The sequence below is a fragment of the Streptomyces sp. NPDC050145 genome, from assembly GCF_044460245.1.
GTDB lineage: Bacteria > Actinomycetota > Actinomycetes > Streptomycetales > Streptomycetaceae > Streptomyces.
In genome coordinates, this window is record NZ_JBITJS010000013.1 from 42,310 (window position 1) to 62,136 (window position 19,827).

General features: G+C 70.8%; 20 protein-coding genes and 1 tRNA gene. 13 read left to right on the forward strand and 8 right to left on the reverse strand.

Features of this window, described 5'->3' with window-relative positions; genetic code table 11:
- Positions 1-2: 2 nt before the first annotated feature.
- Positions 3-995: an SMI1/KNR4 family protein gene (locus ACIBTU_RS25350; protein ID WP_399128708.1), complete on the reverse strand. Its 993-nt coding sequence runs from the start codon at positions 993-995 to the stop codon at positions 3-5.
- Positions 996-1,218: 223 nt separating this feature from the next.
- On the opposite strand from ACIBTU_RS25350, the gene ACIBTU_RS25355 reads away from it, so the two are divergent.
- Together ACIBTU_RS25355 and ACIBTU_RS25360 are read left to right on the forward strand one after the other, a co-directional pair.
- Positions 1,219-1,806 (forward strand): YwqJ-related putative deaminase, encoded by a 588-nt coding sequence (locus tag ACIBTU_RS25355; protein WP_399128709.1) that lies wholly within the window; start codon positions 1,219-1,221, stop codon positions 1,804-1,806.
- Entirely contained in the window at positions 1,806-2,315 is a 510-nt protein-coding gene (locus tag ACIBTU_RS25360) for an SUKH-3 domain-containing protein (protein ID WP_399128710.1), read from the forward strand. The genes ACIBTU_RS25355 and ACIBTU_RS25360 overlap by 1 nt, the downstream gene beginning before the upstream one ends.
- Positions 2,316-2,688: 373 nt before the next feature.
- Here the strand turns inward: ACIBTU_RS25360 and ACIBTU_RS25365 are convergent, their stop codons facing one another.
- Positions 2,689-4,005: a sensor histidine kinase gene (locus ACIBTU_RS25365; protein WP_399128712.1), complete on the reverse strand. Its 1,317-nt coding sequence runs from the start codon at positions 4,003-4,005 to the stop codon at positions 2,689-2,691.
- A 157-nt stretch (positions 4,006-4,162) separates the two neighbouring features.
- Between ACIBTU_RS25365 and ACIBTU_RS25370 the strand changes: the two genes are divergently transcribed.
- The 7 genes from ACIBTU_RS25370 to ACIBTU_RS25400 all read left to right on the forward strand — a co-directional run bounded on the left by ACIBTU_RS25370 (position 4,163) and on the right by ACIBTU_RS25400 (position 9,800).
- A complete protein-coding gene (locus tag ACIBTU_RS25370; protein ID WP_399128714.1) occupies positions 4,163-5,035 on the forward strand; it encodes a hypothetical protein in 873 nt (290 codons plus the stop codon).
- 11 nt (positions 5,036-5,046) lie between these two features.
- A tRNA-Gln gene (locus tag ACIBTU_RS25375) sits at positions 5,047-5,117 on the forward strand.
- Between the two features lie 112 nt (positions 5,118-5,229).
- On the forward strand, positions 5,230-6,678 hold the full coding sequence (glmU, locus tag ACIBTU_RS25380; RefSeq protein WP_399128715.1) for a bifunctional UDP-N-acetylglucosamine diphosphorylase/glucosamine-1-phosphate N-acetyltransferase GlmU: 1,449 nt from the start codon (positions 5,230-5,232) through the stop codon (positions 6,676-6,678).
- Between the two features lie 119 nt (positions 6,679-6,797).
- Positions 6,798-7,775, forward strand: coding sequence for a ribose-phosphate diphosphokinase (locus ACIBTU_RS25385; protein WP_399128716.1), 978 nt, complete (start codon positions 6,798-6,800; stop codon positions 7,773-7,775).
- Positions 7,776-7,960: 185 nt separating this feature from the next.
- Positions 7,961-8,554 (forward strand): 50S ribosomal protein L25/general stress protein Ctc, encoded by a 594-nt coding sequence (locus tag ACIBTU_RS25390; RefSeq protein ID WP_399128717.1) that lies wholly within the window; start codon positions 7,961-7,963, stop codon positions 8,552-8,554.
- Between the two features lie 104 nt (positions 8,555-8,658).
- Positions 8,659-9,252, forward strand: a complete 594-nt coding sequence (pth, locus tag ACIBTU_RS25395; RefSeq protein ID WP_399128718.1) for an aminoacyl-tRNA hydrolase — start codon at positions 8,659-8,661, stop codon at positions 9,250-9,252.
- Between the two features lie 92 nt (positions 9,253-9,344).
- Positions 9,345-9,800, forward strand: coding sequence for a hypothetical protein (locus tag ACIBTU_RS25400; protein ID WP_399128719.1), 456 nt, complete (start codon positions 9,345-9,347; stop codon positions 9,798-9,800).
- A gap of 32 nt (positions 9,801-9,832) precedes the next feature.
- Here the strand turns inward: ACIBTU_RS25400 and ppc are convergent, their stop codons facing one another.
- On the reverse strand, positions 9,833-12,568 hold the full coding sequence (gene ppc, locus ACIBTU_RS25405) for a phosphoenolpyruvate carboxylase (protein ID WP_399128720.1): 2,736 nt from the start codon (positions 12,566-12,568) through the stop codon (positions 9,833-9,835).
- 315 nt (positions 12,569-12,883) lie between these two features.
- Between ppc and ACIBTU_RS25410 the strand changes: the two genes are divergently transcribed.
- Positions 12,884-13,876, forward strand: a complete 993-nt coding sequence (locus tag ACIBTU_RS25410) for an acyl-CoA desaturase (RefSeq protein ID WP_399128721.1) — start codon at positions 12,884-12,886, stop codon at positions 13,874-13,876.
- Positions 13,877-13,899: 23 nt separating this feature from the next.
- The gene (locus tag ACIBTU_RS25415) at positions 13,900-14,580 is read left to right on the forward strand and encodes a TetR family transcriptional regulator (protein WP_399128722.1); all 681 of its coding nucleotides are present in this window, start codon (positions 13,900-13,902) and stop codon (positions 14,578-14,580) included.
- Positions 14,581-14,777: 197 nt separating this feature from the next.
- Here the strand turns inward: ACIBTU_RS25415 and ACIBTU_RS25420 are convergent, their stop codons facing one another.
- Positions 14,778-15,149 (reverse strand): glyoxalase, encoded by a 372-nt coding sequence (locus ACIBTU_RS25420; RefSeq protein WP_399128723.1) that lies wholly within the window; start codon positions 15,147-15,149, stop codon positions 14,778-14,780.
- Positions 15,146-15,946, reverse strand: coding sequence for a trans-aconitate 2-methyltransferase (locus ACIBTU_RS25425; RefSeq protein ID WP_399128725.1), 801 nt, complete (start codon positions 15,944-15,946; stop codon positions 15,146-15,148). Before ACIBTU_RS25425 ends, ACIBTU_RS25420 begins: the two co-directional genes overlap by 4 nt.
- Positions 15,947-16,034: 88 nt before the next feature.
- Between ACIBTU_RS25425 and ACIBTU_RS25430 the strand changes: the two genes are divergently transcribed.
- Positions 16,035-16,532, forward strand: coding sequence for a MarR family winged helix-turn-helix transcriptional regulator (locus ACIBTU_RS25430; protein ID WP_188338445.1), 498 nt, complete (start codon positions 16,035-16,037; stop codon positions 16,530-16,532).
- Here the strand turns inward: ACIBTU_RS25430 and ACIBTU_RS25435 are convergent, their stop codons facing one another.
- Positions 16,533-16,997 carry a hypothetical protein gene (locus ACIBTU_RS25435; protein ID WP_399128726.1) on the reverse strand — a complete coding sequence of 155 codons (465 nt, stop codon included), beginning with the start codon at positions 16,995-16,997 and terminating at the stop codon, positions 16,533-16,535.
- A 209-nt stretch (positions 16,998-17,206) separates the two neighbouring features.
- Complete coding sequence (locus tag ACIBTU_RS25440) at positions 17,207-17,956, reverse strand: LuxR C-terminal-related transcriptional regulator (RefSeq protein WP_399128727.1); 750 nt, start codon at positions 17,954-17,956, stop codon at positions 17,207-17,209.
- A 264-nt stretch (positions 17,957-18,220) separates the two neighbouring features.
- Here ACIBTU_RS25440 and ACIBTU_RS25445 point away from each other — a divergent pair, with 264 nt between their 5' ends.
- A complete protein-coding gene (locus tag ACIBTU_RS25445; protein WP_399128728.1) occupies positions 18,221-18,664 on the forward strand; it encodes a GNAT family N-acetyltransferase in 444 nt (147 codons plus the stop codon).
- On the opposite strand, the gene galK is transcribed toward ACIBTU_RS25445, so the two are convergent.
- Positions 18,657-19,826, reverse strand: coding sequence for a galactokinase (galK, locus tag ACIBTU_RS25450; protein ID WP_399128729.1), 1,170 nt, complete (start codon positions 19,824-19,826; stop codon positions 18,657-18,659). The two genes, ACIBTU_RS25445 and galK, sit on opposite strands and share 8 nt — an antisense overlap.
- Between the last annotated feature and the right edge of the window lies 1 nt (position 19,827).

The window sequence follows — 19,827 nt, forward strand, 5'->3', positions numbered from 1 at the left end:
CCTCACTCCCCACCCGTGACCGGGACCGCGCGCGCGAAGCCGCCGTCCACCATCAGGTTCGCCACCGTCTCCAGCTCCGGCGGATTGCCCGCCAGCCGCGACAGGAACGCGTCGAAGTCGTCCCCGCACGGCAGCAGCAGCCGCTCGACCCGCTCCGCCACCGACCAGCCGGCCGTGTCACCGCCGTCGCGCGCGTCGTCGTACGTGCACAGCCACACCGAGCCGATCGCCGACCCCCGCACCTTCACAGCGAGAATGCCGCCCTGCACGAACGCGACACCCAGATAGTCCTTCGTCAGGTGATCGCGCAGACACTTGTTGACGTACACCAGGTCGTTGACCGCGGCCTCGTCGCGGACCGTGAAGAACGGCTGGTCGACCAGGAGCCCCAGCTCCGCGTCGAGCGCCGCCCCCACGGGCGCGCTGCCGGCGCCCGCCTTCAGGAACGACCGGTACGCACCCGGCAGCCGGTACCCCAGGTCCTCCTCCACACCGAGCACCTGCGCCTCGGTCACCGCGACACCCGACTTCGGCAGCCCGAAGTGCGCCGGACGCGTGTCCTGCAACGGACGCGTGCCCCGCTTGCCCTGGTCCACGGCCGTCGTCGCGAGCCCGCCGTGATGCCGCAACAGCGCCTTCACCTCGACCGGCACCAGCTCCAGACGGCGCGAACCGCGCACGTGGTGCCAGGTCCAGCCGTGCGGCGTCGCCACCGGCGGGATCGTGTCCCACAACGGATGACCGGACGCGGCCAGCGCCGCGTTCGCCGACACGTAGTCCGTGAGACGCAGCTCGTCGACGCCGAAGCCCTCCGGGGGCTCGGCGATCTCGGCCGCCGCACGCGCGTACGCCGAGAAGTCGGGATAACCCTCGCCGTCCATCCGCACACCTCTGGGGTGGCGGGCGGCGCGGACCGGGTCCGGGAAGTGCACTACCTGCCCGGCGTAGGCCGCGTTCGGCGGCGCGGTCTGCTGCCCCAGCCGACCTGTCGTCATGGCGGTTGCCCCCTGCGGCACTGTTGACGGTTCCTGGTCGTGACAGCCTATGCGGTTGTACGACACGGGTCACCGGGCCTCCGGTTCCATGACCTGCAGTCACCCCGCTGTCACCACCCTGTGACGAACTGGCGTGTCGCAGGGGACCGACTTCCGCACCAGCCGCCCCATTTGGCAATCTGTGCAGGCAACCTGGGGGATTGCAGGAGGGGAACCAGACCACATGCACAGCGGTACAGCAGAGCCAGCCACCGCCACGGACACCCGGTCCGACGCCGACCCGCGCGTCGGCTGGAGCGCCACCGACACCACCGCCGCACCCGTGCTGCGGGGCCGCCGCGACGGCATCTTGCCCACCGTCGCCGCCGCACTGTCGGTACGCGGCACCACGCTCACCTCCACCGCGGCCCGCGGCGAGCAGGCACCCGCCCTGCACCCGCTCGTCCAGGACTTCCTCGACACCCTCACCAGCGCCCAGCGCGACCGCTTCACCGGGCGCTGCGCCGAGGCCATCCTCATCTCCCGGCACCTCGCCGCCTCCGACGCGGAGCGCACCGAGAAGTCCAAGCGCGCCCGCCGCAAGCCCATGTCGATGAGCGAGGCCCGCAAAGCGCTCAAGCACGCCAAGCTCACCACCCGGCGCATCCGCGAGGACGGCGACCCGCTGCACGGCGGCTTCGCCCGCCCCTGCCGCGCCTGCACCGCGCTGACCGCCCACTTCGGCGTCCACGTCGTCGTGCCCGAGGACGCCGCCGCCGCACCGGGCGACGCCACCGACCCCGCACCCCCGCACCCCGAGGCCGCCCCCTGATGTCCCACCCCGCACCCACCACCGACGGCGCCTCCACCGCCCGCTTCACCTCCGGCGCCGACACCGTGCTGCGGGCCGCCGGCTGGCGGCCCGGACGCTGGGACATCAAGCAGGCCGAGTTCTGGGCCGACGCGCTGCGCACCCACGTCTCCCCCGCCGGCCACCGGCACAGCGTCTTCCCCGCGGCCGTCGAGGCATGGGCCGAGTTCGGCGGCCTCCACCTCACGCCCACGGGCCCCGGCCGGCACGTGGCCCCCGCCCAGCCCCACCTCGACCCCCTCCACGGCCTCCACATGGCCCGCACCCTCGGCGACCTCGGCCGCGCCCTCGACACCGAGGTCTGCCCCCTCGGCGCCGAATCCGGCACGGAAGCCCTCCTCGCCATCGACTGCGAGGGCCGCGTCTACGCCCTCGACCACAGCGGCGACTGGTACCTGGGCCCCGACATCGACCAGGCCCTCGAAACCCTCATCACCGGCACCCACCCACCCCGCCTCCAGTCGATCTGACACCCGGGGCCTTCATCGCGGGGCGCGGGTCGCGGGGCTCGGGCGGCTCCGACCAGCGGCCCCTGGGGCGCACGAAGTGTGCCTTCAGGGGCGCGGGGCTGTACCCGATCAGCGACTCCGCCGCGGGGCGCGACCAACCGGGCCCCTGGGGCGCACGAAGTGTGCCTTCAGGGGCGCGGGGCTGTACCCGATCAGCGACTCCGTCGCGGGGGCGCGAACAATCTGCCCCTGGGGCGCACGAAGTGTGCCTTCAGGGGCGCGGGGAACTGCGCGAGAAGCCCCACCGGGCGGCACCCGGCAACAATCGTCAGGCCCTACGGCGAAGAGCCGAGGCAACCCCGCCGAGCCCGACACAGGGGCCCACCCAAGACGCTCAGCCCGCCGGAAGCACCGCCGACACCCGAAAACCCCCCGCATCCGTATGCCCGGAGACAAACACCCCACCGAGCCCGGCCACCCTCTCCTTCATCCCCACCAACCCGTTCCCCCCGGAGGGAAGGCCCGCCGACGCAGCCGCAGGCACCGGCGGCGGCTCGTTCTCCACCTGCATCGCCACCTCCGCCTCCCGATGCGCGAGCCGCACATACGTCTTCGCCCCGGCCGCATGCTTGTGCACGTTCGTCAGCGCCTCCTGCACCACCCGGTACGCCGTCTGCTCGACCGCCGCCGCATAGGCCCGCACCTCCCCCAGCACCGTCAGCTCCACCACCATCCCCGCGGCCCGCGACTGATCGACCAGCTCCTCCAGCTCCGCCAGACACGGACCACCCTCCGCGTCCTCCACCTCCACCCGCGACGCCGCCGCGGCAGCCGCAGCCGCGGCCCCCACCGCCTGCAACGGCACCCCACCCCGCTCCGGCACCGCGTCCCCCGCCCGCAACACCCCGAGCATCTCCCGCAGCTCCGTCAGCGCCTGCCGCCCCATGTCCCCCACCAGCGCCGCGTTCTTCACCGCCTTCTCCGGATCCTTCCGCGCCACCGCCTGCAACGCCGCCGCGTGCACCACCATCAACGACACCCGGTGCGCCACCACGTCGTGCATCTCCCGAGCGATCCGCGTCCGCTCCTCACCCCGCGCCCACTCGGCCCGCTCCTCCGCCCGCTCCGCGAGCAGCAGCAACTCCCGCTCCAATGATTCGTTCCGCTCCGTCAGCGACTCCATCAACCGCCGCCGCGCCCCGACGTACATGCCGAACAACAGCGGCGGCGCCGTCACCCCGAGCGACGTGGTGATCGCGACGAACGGCACGAACCAGCCGCCCACCTCCAGCAGCTTCTCGCTGTGCACCATGTCCTGCTGCGCCCGCACCACGGACACGATCAACGTCCCGGCGAACGACATGCCCGCCAGCGCCGCGATGATCCGCCGCGGCATCTCGGACGCGGCCAGCGAGTACAGGCCGACGACCGTGAGCATGATGCCCATCTGCGCGGGCGTCACCGCGACCGACACGAGCACCACCGCGATCGGCCAGCGCCGCCGCAGCACGAGCGCCGAACCGGTCAGCACCCCGAAGACGATCCCCACCCACGCCGGCAGCCCGGCCTTGTGCGCGAACGGCACCCCTTCCACGGCGCACTCCGCGGCGGACACCACCGCGAGCCCCACATCGAGCACGGCAGACCGCCGCCGCTCCCACCACCACGGCCCCCCGGCCGCGTCTCGGTGAACTTCCCCCGTCGTGGTCATACCCCCACCCTACGGGCGCCCCCTGCCCGATTTCCGGCGAGTTTCCCCGCAGCATGATCACACCGGGCCTGCACCGAAACCGCCCGGTAGCACCCAAACCAGCGAACCAGAACGATTTACATCCCGGAACCTAGAATTCCGCCCAAAGCATGTACCCATGACACATGCCAACGGCAAGTACGTCGATTTCGAGAACCTCCGCGAACAGGCGATCACCTTGCGCCGCGAGGGCTTGAGCCGCCGCCAGATCCGCAACACCCTGCGCGTCCACAACAACGACCTCCTTAACCGCCTCCTTGACGGCAAACCCGCCCCAGAGTGGACGAAACGCCCCAACGCCAAGGACGACCTCCGCGACCGCGCCCGCGCCTTACGCCTCCAGGGCTGGACCTACGACCGGATCCAGGCCGAGCTCGACTGCTCGAAGAGCTCCATCTCCCTATGGGTGCGCGACCTGCCGAAGCCCCGGCCTCGCGACCCTTCGGCGCAGGCGAAGTTGGCCGCCCGTAAGCATTGGGAGCATGAGTCGGCGATGCGGGACGCCGAGCGGCAGCGCACGAAGAGCGCCGCCCGCGAAGCCATCGCCCCCCTCACCGACCGGGAGCTTTTCCTTGTCGGCGTCGCGCTCTACTGGTCCGAGGGCACCAAGGACAAGCCTTACGACCGCAGGGAGAGCGTCACTTTCGTCAACAGTGACCCGACGATGATCCAGGTGTTCCTGGCATGGCTGGATCTGCTCGAGGTGGACCGCGACCGGTTGCGCTTCTGCGTGATGATCCACGAAACCGCCGATGTGGCAGGCGCCGAGAGCTACTGGGCCGACCTGGTCGGCGCCGACAGCAGTTCCTTCTACAAGACGACGCTGAAGAGGCACACACCCAAGACGGTCCGCAAGAACGTCGGTGACACCTACCGGGGCTGCCTCGCGGTCCGAGTCCTGCGCGGCTCCGACTTGTACCGTCGCATCGAGGGCTCCTGGTACGGCATAGTGGGGGCTGCCATCGCGAATGACCGATCAAATCGGGCATAGCGCGCGAACTATCCCGAGTCGTCTAATGGCAGGACAAATGGTTTTGGTCCATTGAATGAGGGTTCGATTCCTTCCTCGGGAGCTTCAGTTCGGGGCTCGACCGTCACCGGTCGGGCCCCGTCCCCGTTTGAGGCCCAAAACGCCCCGGTATCCTGCGGATGTCCACCCGAACAGACATCCTGAGGGGCACACCCGTGAGCGCCACAAGCCCGGCCGCCGTCGTCGTTCTCGCCGCGGGTGAGGGCACCCGCATGAAGTCGGCCACCCCGAAAGTCCTGCACGAGCTGTGTGGCCGGTCGCTGGTCGGCCATGTGCTGGCCGCCGCGCGGGAGTTGACGCCCGAGCAGCTCGTCGTGGTCGTCGGGCACGAGCGCGAGAAGGTCGCCGCGCACGTGAGCGAGATCGACGCCGACGCCCGTACGGCCGTGCAGGCGGAGCAGAACGGGACGGGGCACGCCGTGCGGATGGGCCTGGAGGGGCTCGAGGGCGCCGTCGAGGGCACGGTCGTGGTGGTGTGCGGCGACACGCCGCTGCTGACCGGCGAGACGCTGAAGGACCTGGCCGGCACGCACGAGGCCGACGGGAACGCGGTGACGGTGCTGACCGCCGAGGTCCCGGACGCCACGGGCTACGGCCGCATCGTGCGCGAGGAGGCCACGGGCGCCGTCACGGCGATCGTCGAGCACAAGGACGCCACCGAGGCGCAGCGCGCGATCCGTGAGATCAACTCGGGTGTGTTCGCGTTCGACGGCCGGCTGCTGGTGGAGGCGCTGGGGCAGGTGCGTACGGACAACAGTCAGGGCGAGGAGTACCTGACGGACGTGCTGGGGATCCTGCGTGAGGCGGGTCACCGGGTGGGCGCGTCCGTGGCGCGGGACCACCGGGAGATCGCGGGGATCAACAACCGGGTGCAGCTGTCCGAGGCGCGGCGGATTCTCAACGACCGGCTGCTGGAGCGGGCGATGCTCGCCGGGGTGACGGTCGTGGATCCGGCGAGCACGTGGGTCGATGTGACGGTCACCTTCGGGCAGGACGCGACGGTGCTGCCGTCGACGCAGCTGCACGGGAAGACGCACATCGCCGAGGGCGCGGTCGTGGGTCCGAACACGCGGCTGACGGACACGCGCGTGGGTGCGGGGGCCCGGGTGGACAACACGGTCGCTGACAGTGCGGAGATCGGTCCGCAGGCGTCGGTGGGTCCGTTCGCGTATCTGCGTCCGGGGTCGCGGCTGGGTGTGAAGTCGAAGATCGGTACGTTCGTGGAGACGAAGAACTCGTCGATCGGTGAGGCGACGAAGGTGCCGCATCTGTCGTACGTGGGGGACGCGACGATCGGTGACTTCACGAACATCGGTGCCGCGAGCGTGTTCGTGAACTACGACGGTGAGGCGAAGCACCACTCGGTGGTGGGGTCGCACTGCAAGACCGGTTCGGACAACATGTTTGTGGCGCCTGTCACCGTCGGGGACGGTGCCTACACCGCTGCGGGCTCCGTGATCACGAAGGATGTGCCGGCCGGTTCGCTGGCCGTCGCCCGGGGCCAGCAAAGGAATATCGAGGGTTGGGTGGCCCGTAAGCGTCCGGGGAGCGCGGCCGCGAAGGCGGCGGAAGCGGCCTCCCGGAATCCGGGAAGTGAAGGCTGACCGGAATCAGGTGCGTCCGACACGGCGTACCGTGATAGGTGCACACGATTCGCCTGGCTCGCTGCTATAGGACGCGCGGGCAGCTGAGGCGGACGAACTCGTCTGAGGAGACTAGTGCTGTGACCGGGATCAAGACGCAGGGCGAGAAGAAGTTGATGCTCTTCTCTGGCCGCGCCCACCCCGAGCTTGCCGAGGAGGTCGCGCACCAGCTCGGTGTCGGGATCGTCCCGACCAAGGCTTTCGATTTCGCCAACGGTGAGATCTACGTCCGTTACCAGGAGTCCGCTCGCGGCGCCGACTGCTTCCTGATCCAGAGCCACACGGCTCCGATCAACAAGTGGATCATGGAGCAGCTGATCATGATCGACGCGCTGAAGCGCGCGTCGGCTCGCTCCATCACGGTGATCGTGCCGTTCTACGGTTACGCGCGGCAGGACAAGAAGCACCGTGGACGTGAACCGATCTCGGCGCGTCTGATCGCGGATCTGATGAAGACCGCGGGTGCCGACCGGATTCTCACGGTCGACCTGCACACGGACCAGATCCAGGGCTTCTTCGACGGCCCGGTGGACCATCTGTTCGCGCTGCCGATCCTGGCGGACTACGTGGGCGCGAAGGTCGACCGGAACAAGCTCACCGTGGTGTCGCCGGACGCGGGCCGCGTGCGGGTGGCGGACCGCTGGTGCGACCGTCTGGGCGCGCCGCTGGCGATCGTCCACAAGCGGCGTGACAAGGACGTGGCCAACCAGGTCACGGTCCACGAGGTCGTGGGTGACGTGAAGGGCCGCGTGTGCGTGCTCGTCGACGACATGATCGACACGGGCGGCACGATCTGTGCGGCCGCGGACGCGCTGTTCGCGCACGGTGCGGAGGACGTCATCGTGACGGCGACGCACGGTGTGCTGTCGGGTCCGGCCGCGGACCGGCTGAAGAACTCGAAGGTGAGCGAGTTCGTGTTCACTGACACGCTGCCGACGCCGGGTGAGCTGGAGCTCGACAAGATCACGGTGCTGTCGATCGCGCCGACGATCGCCTCGGCGGTGCGTGAGGTCTTCGAGGACGGTTCGGTGACGAGCCTGTTCGAGGGCGAGGCCTGAGCGGCTTAGCTCGTAGATCCATTTGGTGCGGCCTTCCGCGCCGGGTAACCTGTCAAAGTTGCTCGGCGAGGGAGGCCGCACTTCTGTTCTCGGAGGTGTCGGCGGTCCGTTATCGACGCGCTCTTCGTAGCAGGCCGTTCGTGGCCGGGTGACTCTTTCCCCAGATCTACGAGGAGTTGAAGAGCATGTCCGAGGTCAAGCTCGCCGCCGAGACCCGTTCCGAGTTCGGCAAGGGTGCGGCCCGCCGTATCCGCCGCGAGGCCAAGGTTCCCGCGGTTCTGTACGGGCACGGTTCCGAGCCGGTCCACATCACGCTGCCGGGTCACGAGCTGCAGCTCGCCCTGCGTACGCCGAACGTCCTGATCTCCCTGGACATCGACGGCAAGGCCAACGAGCTGGCGATCCCGAAGTCCGTCCAGCGTGACGCGATCAAGGGCTCGCTCGAGCACGTCGACCTGCTGCTCGTGAAGCGCGGCGAGAAGGTCACCGTCGAGCTCCCCATCGTCACCGAGGGCGAGCTGGCCCCGGGTGGCAACCTGCTCGAGCACGTGCTGAACACGCTGGCGGTGGAGACCGAGGCCACGCACATCCCCGAGTCGGTCACGGTCTCCGTGGCGGGCCTGGAGTCCGGTGCCTCCGTCCACGCCAAGGACATCGCGCTGCCGTCGGGCACCACGCTGGCCGTCGACGGTGACGCCGTCGTGCTGCAGGTCGTGTCCGCGCAGGCGGAGGAGGCCCCGGCCGAGGCCGCGGGCGACGAGGCCGCCGCGGAGGCCTGAGCCTTCGAGGTCGTCTGACCTGGGTACGGGGTGGTGGGCGCGGCCTGCCACCCCGTACCGCTGTTCTCACCCGTCTCCCACCCGTCTCTACGCGAGGAACGTGCATGTCCGACGAGAACGCTCCCTGGCTGATCGCCGGCCTGGGCAACCCCGGTCCCGAGTACGCGATGAACCGGCACAACGTCGGTTTCATGGTGGCGGATCTGCTGGCGCAGCGGATGGGGGCGAAGTTCAAGCGGGCGACCAAGGGTCAGGCCCAGGTCGTCGAGGGGCGGATCGGTCCGCCCGGGCCGGCGAACCGGCGGGTGATTCTCGCGAAGCCGATGTCGTTCATGAACGTGTCGGGTGGCCCGGTGACGGCGCTGTGCGATTTCTACAAGGTGCCGACGGCGCACATCGTCGCGGTGCACGACGAGCTGGACATCGACTACGGGGTGCTGCGGCTGAAGCTGGGCGGTGGCGACAACGGGCACAACGGTCTGAAGTCGATCACGAAGGCGCTGGGCAGTGACTATCACCGGGTGCGTTTCGGGATCGGCCGTCCGCCGGGCCGGATGCAGGTGGCGGACTTCGTGCTGAAGGACTTCTCGTCGGCGGAGCGCAAGGAGCTCGACTACTTCGTGGACCGTGCGGCGGATGCCGTGGAGGCCCTGGTCATCGAGGGTCTGGAGCGCGCGCAGTCGACGTACAACTCGTGAGTTCACGGGTTACGGCGGACAACTGGCGACCTGTGCGGACTTTCCCCGGCAGGAGTTGACCGGGCCGGGGTGGGTGGCCGAGGATCCCCGCCATGTTGGCTGTCACCCGGCAGGTCGCGGCGGGCGTGCTCGCCGCGTTGTTGCTGATCACCGGTGTGTGGGCGTCCTGGGGTTCGGCCCAGCACGTCGTGTTCCCGTCGGGCCGTGAGCGGGGCGAGATGACCGTGGCGCGGTGTGCGGGCGGGGTGTGTTCCGGTCCGTTCGCGCCGGCGTCGCCGGTCGCGGTGCGGCATGCGCGGGTGACGCTCGACCGGTCGGTGGGCGTGGTGAAGGGGGCCCGCATTCCGGTGGTGCTCAAGCCGGGTTCGACGTCCGCGGTGCGGGCGGGCGGGCCCGGTTTTCTGCGTGCGTGGGTGCCGTTGGGCGGGGCGTTGGTGCTGGCGTCGGTGGTGGTGGCGGGTGGAATGCGGCGCCGGCGCCTCGCGTGGGTCACGGGAGGCGCCGGGTTCGCACTGCTGACGGCGGCTTTCGTCGCGGTCGGCCTGTGAGGTGCTGTGCGGTTGTGTGAGGTCCTTCGGGGTCAGCCGGTGTTGCGCAGGCCGGCGGCGACTCCGTTGACGGTGAGCAGGAGGGCGCGGGCCAGTGTCGGGTCCGGTTCCTGGCCGGCGGCGGCGTCGTCGCGCTGGCGCTTGAGCAGGGCGACCTGGAGGTAGGAGATCGGGTCCAGGTAGGCGTCGCGGATGTCGAAGGTCTGCTTGAGGACGGGCTCGGCGTCGAGGAGTTCCTTCTCGCCGGTGACGCGGAGGATCTCCTGGACGGTGAGGGCGTGCTCGGCCTCGATCTCGGTGAAGACGTGCCGCAGGTTCTCGGGGACGAGCGTCTCGACGTAGTGGCGGGCGATCCGCAGGTCGGTCTTGGCGAGCGTCATCTCGACGTTGGAGACGAAGTTGCGGAAGAAGTGCCACTTCTGGTGCATCTCTTCGAGGACCGTGTCCAGTCCGGCCTCGCGCAGGGCCTTGAGGCCGGAGCCGACGCCGTACCAGCCGGGGACGATCTGCCGGGACTGGGTCCAGCCGAAGACCCACGGGATGGCGCGCAGGCCGTCGAGGGAGACGCCGGAGCCGGGGCGGCGGGAGGGCCGCGAGCCGAGGTGCAGGTCGGCGAGCTGGTCGACGGGGGTGGAGGCGACGAAGTACGTCGGCAGGTCCGGGTCCTCGACGAGCTTGCGGTACGCGGCGTGGGCGGCGTCGGAGACGAGGTCCATCGCGGCGTCCCAGCGGGCGAGGGCCTCGTCGGACTGGCGCGGGGCGGTGTGCAGGGCGGAGGCCTGGAGGGTGGCGGCGACGGTCAGTTCGAGGTTCTCTCGGGCCAGGGACGGCACGAGGTACTTGTCGGAGATGACCTCGCCCTGTTCGGTGACCTTGATCTCGCCCTCGAGGGTGCCCCAGGGCTGGGCGAGGATCGCGTCGTGCGAGGGGCCGCCGCCGCGGCCGACGGTGCCGCCGCGGCCGTGGAAGAGGCGCAGGCGCACCCCGTAGCGGTGGGCTACGTCGCGCAGGCGGCGCTGGGCTCGGTGGATCTCCCACTGCGAGGTGGTGATGCCGCCGAACTTGGAGGAGTCGGAGTACCCGAGCATGACCTCCTGGACGTCGCCGTTGAGCGCGACGAGGCGGCGGTAGGACGGGTCGGCGAGCATGTCCTCGAGGATCGTGTCGGCGGCCTTGAGCTCGTCCGTCGTCTCGAGGAGGGGCACGATGCCGATCTTGGCCCAGCCGGCGTGGAGGTCGATGAGTCCGGCCTCGCGGGCGAGGACGGCGGCGGCGAACACGTCGTCGGCGCCCTGGCACATCGAGATGATGTAGGACTCGATGACCTCGGGTCCGAAGACCTCCAGGGCCTTCTTCACGGTGTGGAAGACGCCGAGGGTCTTCTCGCCGGCGGCGTCGAGGGGCGCCGGGGTGGGGGCCAGCGGCCTGCGCGACCTGAGTTCCTTGGCGAGCAGCTTGCCGCGGTAGTCACGGGGCATGTCGGCGTAGCGCCAGGACTCCTCGCCGAGGCGGTCGAAGAGCTGACCGAGGGCGTGGTGGTGGGCGTCGGCGTGCTCGCGGACGTCCATGGTGGCGAGCTGCAGACCGAAGGCGGCGAGGGTGCGGATCGTGCGGTTCATGCGGCCTTCGGCGAAGAGGCCGCCGCGGTGCTCGCGCAGGGAGGTCTGGATGAGGGTGAGGTCGGCGAGGAGCTCGGTGGTGCCGAGGTAGTCGCGGCCTTCCTCGTGCGGGGTGTTCCTGGCGAGGCGCGTCTTGGTGTTCTCGAGCTTCTGGCGGATCGCGGTGGCCTTGAGCCGGTAGGGCTCCTCGGCGTTGAGCCGCTTGTAGCGGGGGCTGATCTCGGGCAGCAGTTCGAGGTCGGTGTGGAGCGAGGTGAGCAGTTCCTCGGTGGCGCCCGTGTAGCGGATGGAGTTCGACAGGAAGCCGCGCAGCTCGTCGATCATGTCGAGGGCGTCGTTGATGCCGTGCTCGTGCTGGAGGATCAGGACGTCCCAGGTGACCTGCGGGGTCACGTTCGGGTTGCCGTCGCGGTCGCCGCCGATCCAGGTGCCGAAGGTGAGCGGCCGGGTGTCCTCGGGGAGGGTGAGGCCGACGCGCTCGAGCTCGGCGGTGAGGTCCTCGAGGACGTCGCCGACGGCTCCGGCGTGGAGTTCGTCGAGGTAGTAGATCGCGTTGCGCGACTCGTCGGTCACCTCGGGGCGTACGACGCGCAGCTCGTCGGTCTGCCACACCAGGTCGATGTTCTCGGCGAGGCGGGTGTCGTAGCGGCGGCGGTCGGTCTCCAGGACCGGCGTCTCGAGGAGCTCGGCGATGCGGCGGAGCTTGCCGAGGACGGAGCGGCGGGCGGCCTCGGTGGGGTGGGCCGTGAAGACGGGCCGGACGTTCAGGTTGCGGACGGTGTCACGCAGGTGGTCCGGGTCGGCGTCCTTGAGCCGGTCGGCGGTGCGGGCGAGGAGTCCGCCCTCGGCGGCGCGCTTGGCGCGCAGCTCGCGGCCGCGGTGGACCTGCTCGGTCACGTTGGCCAGGTGGAAGTAGGTGGAGAAGGCGCGGACGAGCTTGGCGGCGGTCTCCAGCTCGGTGCCGCGCAGCAGCTCGGCAGCGGCCTCGCCGTCCTCGCGCGTCAGGCGGCGGACCTTCTCGACCAGCTCGAGGAGCTCGGGCCCTTCCTGGCGGACGAGCGTCTCGCCCAGCAGGTCACCCAGGCGGCGGATGTCGGCACGCAGTTCGGGGCTGGTGCTCGTCGAAGCGGTCTGATCGGCACTGCTCACAGGTGCGGCTCCTTGCAGTGGTGAAGCTCATCTGGAGGGGAGAGTCCCGGAACCGGGTATGAGTCCCGGGTGGAGATTCAGAGCGGACCGCGCTGTCCGACCGTTTCCAAGGATATGTGCCTGCCTGGGCGGCACGGCCCGGGGCCTGCGGGTCGCGCCTCGCGACACGGCCTTGCCGCCGGACACCGCGCTGCCATACTTACGACGCCGTAGGTTACGGAACCGTAGGCAAGCATGTCCGCGGATCTCCGTGGATCTCCTGACCCGTCTCAGGCCCGTTCAACCCTCCCTACCCTCGACCCACAGGGGACTCCCATGGCCACACGCTCCGATGTGATGGAAGACGCACCGCGGGGACCGTCCGGCGCGTCGTCCGCCACGACACCCTCGGCGACGCTGGGCGGCGAGCAGAAACGCTCGCTCGAACAGATCACTTTGCTCCTCTTCATCATCGTGCCCTTCCTCGCCGTCCTCGCGGCCGTGCCGCTGGCCTGGGGCTGGGGCGTGAGCTGGCTCGATCTGAGCCTGCTCGTCTTCTTCTACTACCTGGGCTGCCACGGCATCACGATCGGCTTCCACCGCTACTTCACGCACGGCTCCTTCAAGGCGAAGCGCCCGCTGCGCATCGCGCTGGCCGTCGCGGGTTCGATGGCCGTGGAGGGCCCGCTGGTCCGCTGGGTGGCCGATCACCGCAAGCACCACAAGTTCTCCGACGCGGACGGCGACCCGCATTCGCCGTGGCGCTACGGGGACACGGTCCCGGCCCTGATGAAGGGCCTGTGGTGGGCGCACATCGGCTGGATGTTCGACGAGGAGCAGACCTCGCAGGAGAAGTACGCGCCCGATCTGATCAAGGATCCGGCCATCCGGGCGATCTCCCGGCAGTTCGTGGCGTGGACGCTGCTGTCGCTGAGCCTGCCGGCGCTGATCGGCGGTCTGGTGACGATGTCGTGGTGGGGCGCTTTCACCGGGTTCTTCTGGGGTTCGCTGGTCCGGGTGGCGCTGCTGCACCACGTGACCTGGTCGATCAACTCGATCTGCCACGCGGTCGGCAAGCGTCCCTTCAAGTCCCGTGACCGCTCGGGCAACGTGTGGTGGCTGGCCGTGCTGTCCTGCGGCGAGTCCTGGCACAACCTGCACCACGCGGACCCGACCTCGGCCCGGCACGGGGTGATGCGCGGGCAGATCGACTCGTCCGCGCGGCTGATCCGCTGGTTCGAGCAGCTGGGCTGGGCGAGCGACGTGCGCTGGCCGTCGAAGGAGCGGATCGCCGCCCGTCGCAAGCCGCAGGCGGCCGACGCGGCGTGACCGGAGACAGGCATGATGGGGTGGTGGCGACCGACTCCAGCACCCCGAGCAATGCGAGCAGCGACCGGCCCGAGAAGCCGCGGCGGGCGCGCCGGACGCGGATGACGGGGGCCGAGCGGCGTCAGCAGCTGCTCGAGATCGGGCGGACGGTCTTCGCGGCCAAGGGGTTCGAGGGCACGTCGGTCGAGGAGATCGCGGCGAAGGCCGGGGTCTCCAAGCCGGTGGTGTACGAGCACTTCGGCGGCAAGGAGGGGCTGTACGCGGTGGTCGTGGACCGCGAGATGCGGCAGCTCCTCGACATGGTGACGAGCTCGCTGACGGCCGGGCACCCGCGTGAGCTGTGCGAGCAGGCCGCCTTCGCCCTCCTCGACTACATCGAGGAGTACACGGACGGTTTCCGCATCCTGGTCCGCGACTCCCCCATCCCGCAGTCCACGGGCTCGTTCGCGTCGCTGATCTCCGACATCGCCACGCAGGTCGAGGACATTCTGGGCCGCGAGTTCAAGACCCGCGGCTTCGATCCGAAGCTCGCGCCGCTGTACGCGCAGGCGCTGGTCGGGATGGTCGCGCTGACGGGGCAGTGGTGGCTGGACGCCCGCAAGCCGAAGAAGGCGGAAGTTGCCGCTCACCTGGTCAATCTGGCGTGGCACGGCTTGGACGGCCTGGAGCCGAAGCCGCGCCTGATAGGCCACCGGAAGAGCTGATCGTTTGTCCGCGGCTCTCGTCGTGGCTGGTCGCGCAGTTCCCCGCGCCCCTGAGATGCACACCCTTCGGGTGGCATCTCCCCGATGAAGGCTGAACGGCGAAGCCGTTCGCCTTCAGGGGCGCGGGGCTGTGTCTACTAGCGGCTCCGCCGCGGGGCGCGACCAGCCGCCACCGGGGCGCACCCGCCGACGCGACCTCAGCTCGGCAGACGCTCAGGCTCCAGGAACTCCAGCCGGTTCCCGACGGGGTCAAGGGCATAGAAGCGGCGGTACCCGGGGAGCGCCGCGTCCCAGGTGACGTCGACCCCGAACCCGGCCAGCCGCTCCCCGAACGCCTCGATCCCCCGCACCAGAATCCCGGGATGAGCCTTCCGCGCGGGCCGGAAATCCTCCTCGACCCCGAGATGCAACTGCACGGCCCCGGCCGAGAACCAGCACCCGCCCCGCGCGGCCAGCACCGCCGGCTTGGCGATCTCGGTCATCCCGAGGACCTCCCCGTAGAACCCCCGCAACAGCTCCTCGCTCCCCACAGGCGCCGCGAGCTGCACATGGTCCAGCCCCGCGATCACGCCTTCACCGCCACGACGAAGACCCGCCGGAACGGGAACACCGTGCCGTGCTCCGTCCCCGGGTACGCCGAACGGAGCAACCGCGCGTACTCCCCCACGAACGCGTCCCGCGCCTCGGGATCGCCGGCGAGAGCGGTGAGCACGGGTCGCAGCCCGGTCCCCTTGACCCAGTCGAGCACCGGGTCGGCCCCCTCCAGCAGGTGCAGATACGTGGTCTCCCAGGCGTCGACCGCACAGCCGAGCCCGGCGAGCCGCTCCAGGTACGCGGCCGGGGTGTGCACCGCGTCCCCGTGCCGCAGGACGTCGCCGAGCCGGTCCTTCCAGCGCGCGGACCCGGCGAGCTCGCGCATCAGGACGTGGCTGGGCGCGTCGAAGTTGCCCGGCACCTGGAAGGCGAACGTGCCGCCCGGCGCCAGCGCCTCCACCCAGCGCGGGAAGGAGTCGACGTGCCCGGGGACCCATTGCAGGGTCGCGTTCGACAGGATCAGGTCGTACGTCTCCGAGGGCGCCCAGCGGGCGGCGTCCGCGTGCGCGAAGTCGAGCCGGCCGCTCGCGTGGGCGCGGGCCTTCTCCAGCATCTCGGGCGAGTTGTCGTACCCGGTGATGTGCGCGGTGGGCCAGCGTTCGGCGAGCAGCGCCGTCATGTTGCCGGGGCCGCAGCCCAGGTCGGCGACGCGGGCGGGGCTGCGCGGCGGCTCGGGGACGCGGGCGAGCAGGTCCATGAAGGGGCGGCCGCGGTGGTCGGCATGGCGGAGGTACTGCTGGGGGTCCCAAGTGGGTGTCTGCGGCGTCGTCATACGTCCAGGGTGACCCCCAAACTATCTCGACGTCAAGATAATCGATATCAAGAGACTTCATGTCGACACACCCTCTACACTGATCGTCATGGAGGACGAGGTCGACCGTCTGGTCGCAGCGTGGCGCCGAGAGCGCCCTGACCTCGACGTGGAGCCCCTCGAGGTGCTCAGTCGGGTCAGCAGACTGGCGCGCCATCTCGACCGCGCCCGTCGCATCGCGTTCTCCGAGCATCAGCTCGAGCCCTGGGAGTTCGACGTCCTGACGTCGCTGCGCCGCGCGGGCTCCCCGTACCAGCTCTCTCCGGGCCAGTTGCTGACCCAGACCCTGGTCACCTCCGGCACGATGACGAACCGGATCGACCGCCTCGCCAAGAAGGGCCTCGTCGAGCGACTGCCCGACCCCAGCGACCGGCGCGGGGTCCTCGTACGGCTCACGGAAGAGGGCCGCGACCGGGCGGACCAGGCCCTCGCGGGCCTGCTGGAGCAGGAGCGGGCGATCCTGGTCCAGCTCTCGGGCCGGGAGCGGGGCGAACTGGCCTCGCTGCTCCGCCAGCTGACGGCCCCCTTCGACAACATCCCCGGCTAGTCAGGCGGGCACGGTGGCCGCGCGGGGCTCCCCGGCGGCCCGGCGCCTGTCCGCACGCAGCGCGACCGCTGTCGCCAGCGCGCCTGCGCCCTCCCACAGGCCCACCCCGACGAATCCCGTGGGCGCCCGGTCACCGAGGACCGCGAGCGTGAAGACGGTGCAGGTCAGCAGCCTGAACGGGACCGTCCAACGGAAGAAGGCCGTCCAGTCGCTGGCCGCCGCGAGGACGTAGTAGACGCCCATGTTGAGCGCCGCCATCGAGGACGCGGTCAGGAAGACCAGCGTGTGGTCACCGTCGGTCCGCCCTCCGTCGGGCGCCGCGGCGAATCCCATGACATCGATCAGCGCGTCCGGCGCCGCGAGCCCCACGATCCCCATACCGGCGGCCAGCACCCCGAACACGGCCATGGTCCACCCGGCGCGCGACCTGGGCCGGATCTTGAGCTCCACGCTTGTTCCTCTCATCGCGTTCGTCCGCGGGTCCGGTGGGGGCTGGTCGCGCAGTTCCCCGCCCCCCTGAAATGCAGGCGCTACGCGCCGCATTTCCCCGATCCAGGTGCGGGGCGCCTTTCATCTGGGGAAGGCGCGGCGAAGCCGCATGCCTTCCAGGGGCGCGGGGAACTGCGCGACCAGCCCCCACCCAGCCGCACCCGCCCGACAACCATCCCCGCACCTCAGCTGGCCGCCTCCAGATCGGCGGGCCCGACCCCCGCCCGCCGCGCCAGCGCGACCGCCGCCAGCGTCGAATGCACCCCGAGCTTCCCCAGCACGTTCTGCATATGGGTCCGCACGGTGTGCGGCGACAGGAACAGCCGCTCGGCGACGGCCTTGCGACCGAGGCCCGCGACCATGCACCGCAGAACCTCCCGCTCCCGCGGCGTCAGCGACTCCACCAACTGCTCCGACTCCGTACGGTGCTTGCGCGCCGCGGTCAGCTCGCGCAGCACCCCCGTGAGCAGCGCCGGCGGCAGATGCGTCTCGTCCCGCAGCACGCCCCGGATGACGGTGAGCAGCCGCGACAGGGAGCAGTCCTTGGCGACCCAGCCGGACGCGCCGGCCTGGAGCGCGAGCGCGGCCCGCCGCGGATCGTCCCGCTCGGCGAGCACCACCGTACGGACGGCCGGCCGGCCCGAACGGACCCCGGCCACCAGCGAGATGCCGTCGACGAGCCCGTCCTGCGCGGCCCCGTCCGGCACGGCGGCGGGCGGGCGCAGGCCCTCGGCTGCCGCCGTCCCCAGGTCCGCGTCGACGAGCATCACGTCGAACCTGCGCCCTTCGCCGGCCGCCCGCTCCAGGCAGCGCAGCGCGGCGGGCCCACTGCCCGCGGCCGCCACCTCGACGTCGGGCTCGGCGGCCAGCGCGGCGGCGAGCGACTCGGCGAAGATGCGGTGGTCGTCGACGACCAGAACCCGTATGCGAACCACTGAATTACCCCCACTGGTCGGGGGACGGACCAACGCAGGTACGGCGCCCGGAGTACGGGTCACCGCAGCCGCACGGCCGCCGCCGTGCCGAACTGCCACCCCCACTCCAGGCGTCGTACCTGGCTGTCTCGCCCCCTGATCAGCACCGGCCCCCACCGGTACTGCCCTTCAGAGTAGGGCCGACGGCCCGGAGGGGAAGGCGATTCACAGAACTGAGGCGGCTCGACCGGCGGGCGACCGTCTCGCGCGTTTATGGTGAGACGCATGTTTCGCATTGAGACAGAAGTCGACAAAGAGCGCCGCCTTCTGCTCCGCGCGGCGCTCCGCGACACCAACACGGCGTCGTCCCCCGCGCTGCGCGACCTGCGCGGCACCCCGGCCGAGCGCGAGACCCCTTTGCAGGTCTGGGCGTTCGACGCGGCGGGCGAGCTGGCGGGTGGCCTGGACGCCCACACCTGGGCGACCTGGCTCCACGTGAACCTGCTCTGGGTCGCCGACCACCACCGCGGCGCCGGCCTCGGCTCCCGCCTCCTGGCCCAGGCCGAACACATCGCCCGCGACCAGCACGCCTGCACCAACTCCCGCGTGGAGACCTGGGACTTCCAGGCGCCGGGCTTCTATCGCCAGCACGGCTACGAGGTCGTCGCCGTCGTCCCCGACTACCCGCCCGGCATCAAGGAGTTCACCCTCACCAAACGGCTCACCTGACGGACAGTCGGCGGGCTCCCGCCGAGGGGGTCGCCGGAAAGACGCGGGGTGGGGTGAAGCCCGCGGTCTCGAAGGCCGTGAGGAGCGACTTCGTGACCGCGTCCGCGTCCGCCGCCTCCACCAGGACGATCGCCGAGCCGCCGAAGCCGCCGCCGGTCATCCGCGCCCCGACCGCCCCGGCGGAGCGGGCCGTGTCGACGACGAGGTCCAGCTCGGGGCAGGAGATGCGCAGGTCGTCGCGGAGCGAGCGGTGGCCGTCGTAGAGGACGGGGCCGATCGCGCGGGGCTCCCCGGCGTCGAGGAGGCCGATGACCTGTTCGACACGGTGGTCGTCGGAGACGATGTGGCGGACGTAGCGGACGACCTTCTCGTCCGCGCCGGACCGCTCGATGCGGGCCAGCGCGTTGTCGAGGTCCGCGTACGGCACGTCCCGCAGGTGGGTGACGCCGAGGAGGCGGGCGCCCTCCTCGCAGCCGGCCCGCCGCTCCGCGTACGCCCCGTCGCCCAGTTCGTGCTTGACGCGCGTGTCGACGACGAGGAGCCGCAGGCCCTGCGCGGCCAGGTCGAAGGGGACCTGACGGACGGACAGGTCGCGGCAGTCGAGGTGCAGGGCGTGCCCCTCGACGGCGCAGGCCGAGGCCATCTGGTCCATGACGCCGCACGGGACGCCGACGAAGACGTTCTCGGCGCGCTGGGCGAGCACGGCGAGCTCGGGTCCGCTCAGGCCGAGTCCGAAGAGGTCGTTCAGCGCGTACGCGGTGACGACCTCCAGGGCCGCCGAGGAGGACAGACCCGCGCCGGTGGGGACCGTGGACGCCAGGTGGACGTCCGCGCCGGTGATCGCGTGGCCGGCGTCGCGCAGCGCCCAGACGACGCCCGCCGGGTACGCGGCCCAGCCGCCCTGCCCGTACTTGGAGAGCGGCTCCAGTGCGTCGACGCGCAGTTCGGCGATCGGGGCATCGAGGTCGGCGGAGTGCAGGCGCAGTACGCCGTCCTCACGCCGGGCCACCGCGGCGACCGCGGTGTGCGGCAGCGCGAGCGGCATGACGAAGCCCTCGTTGAAGTCGGTGTACTCGCCGATGAGGTTGACGCGGCCGGGCGCCGCCCACACCCCGTCCGGCTCGTACCCGTACAGATCGCTGAACTGCGCGGCAACGGTCATG

Coding starts and splice junctions, on each gene's coding strand:
- galK (WP_399128729.1), bottom strand. CDS start 19,826: ATGACCGTTGCCGCGCAGTTCAGCGATCTGTACGGGTACGAGCCGGAC.
- ACIBTU_RS25445 (WP_399128728.1), top strand. CDS start 18,221: ATGTTTCGCATTGAGACAGAAGTCGACAAAGAGCGCCGCCTTCTGCTC.
- ACIBTU_RS25350 (WP_399128708.1), bottom strand. CDS start 995: ATGACGACAGGTCGGCTGGGGCAGCAGACCGCGCCGCCGAACGCGGCC.
- ACIBTU_RS25410 (WP_399128721.1), top strand. CDS start 12,884: ATGGCCACACGCTCCGATGTGATGGAAGACGCACCGCGGGGACCGTCC.
- ACIBTU_RS25435 (WP_399128726.1), bottom strand. CDS start 16,997: ATGAGAGGAACAAGCGTGGAGCTCAAGATCCGGCCCAGGTCGCGCGCC.
- ACIBTU_RS25425 (WP_399128725.1), bottom strand. CDS start 15,946: ATGACGACGCCGCAGACACCCACTTGGGACCCCCAGCAGTACCTCCGC.
- ACIBTU_RS25390 (WP_399128717.1), top strand. CDS start 7,961: ATGTCCGAGGTCAAGCTCGCCGCCGAGACCCGTTCCGAGTTCGGCAAG.
- ACIBTU_RS25365 (WP_399128712.1), bottom strand. CDS start 4,005: ATGACCACGACGGGGGAAGTTCACCGAGACGCGGCCGGGGGGCCGTGG.
- ACIBTU_RS25400 (WP_399128719.1), top strand. CDS start 9,345: ATGTTGGCTGTCACCCGGCAGGTCGCGGCGGGCGTGCTCGCCGCGTTG.
- ACIBTU_RS25360 (WP_399128710.1), top strand. CDS start 1,806: ATGTCCCACCCCGCACCCACCACCGACGGCGCCTCCACCGCCCGCTTC.
- pth (WP_399128718.1), top strand. CDS start 8,659: ATGTCCGACGAGAACGCTCCCTGGCTGATCGCCGGCCTGGGCAACCCC.
- ACIBTU_RS25355 (WP_399128709.1), top strand. CDS start 1,219: ATGCACAGCGGTACAGCAGAGCCAGCCACCGCCACGGACACCCGGTCC.
- ACIBTU_RS25370 (WP_399128714.1), top strand. CDS start 4,163: ATGACACATGCCAACGGCAAGTACGTCGATTTCGAGAACCTCCGCGAA.
- ACIBTU_RS25430 (WP_188338445.1), top strand. CDS start 16,035: ATGGAGGACGAGGTCGACCGTCTGGTCGCAGCGTGGCGCCGAGAGCGC.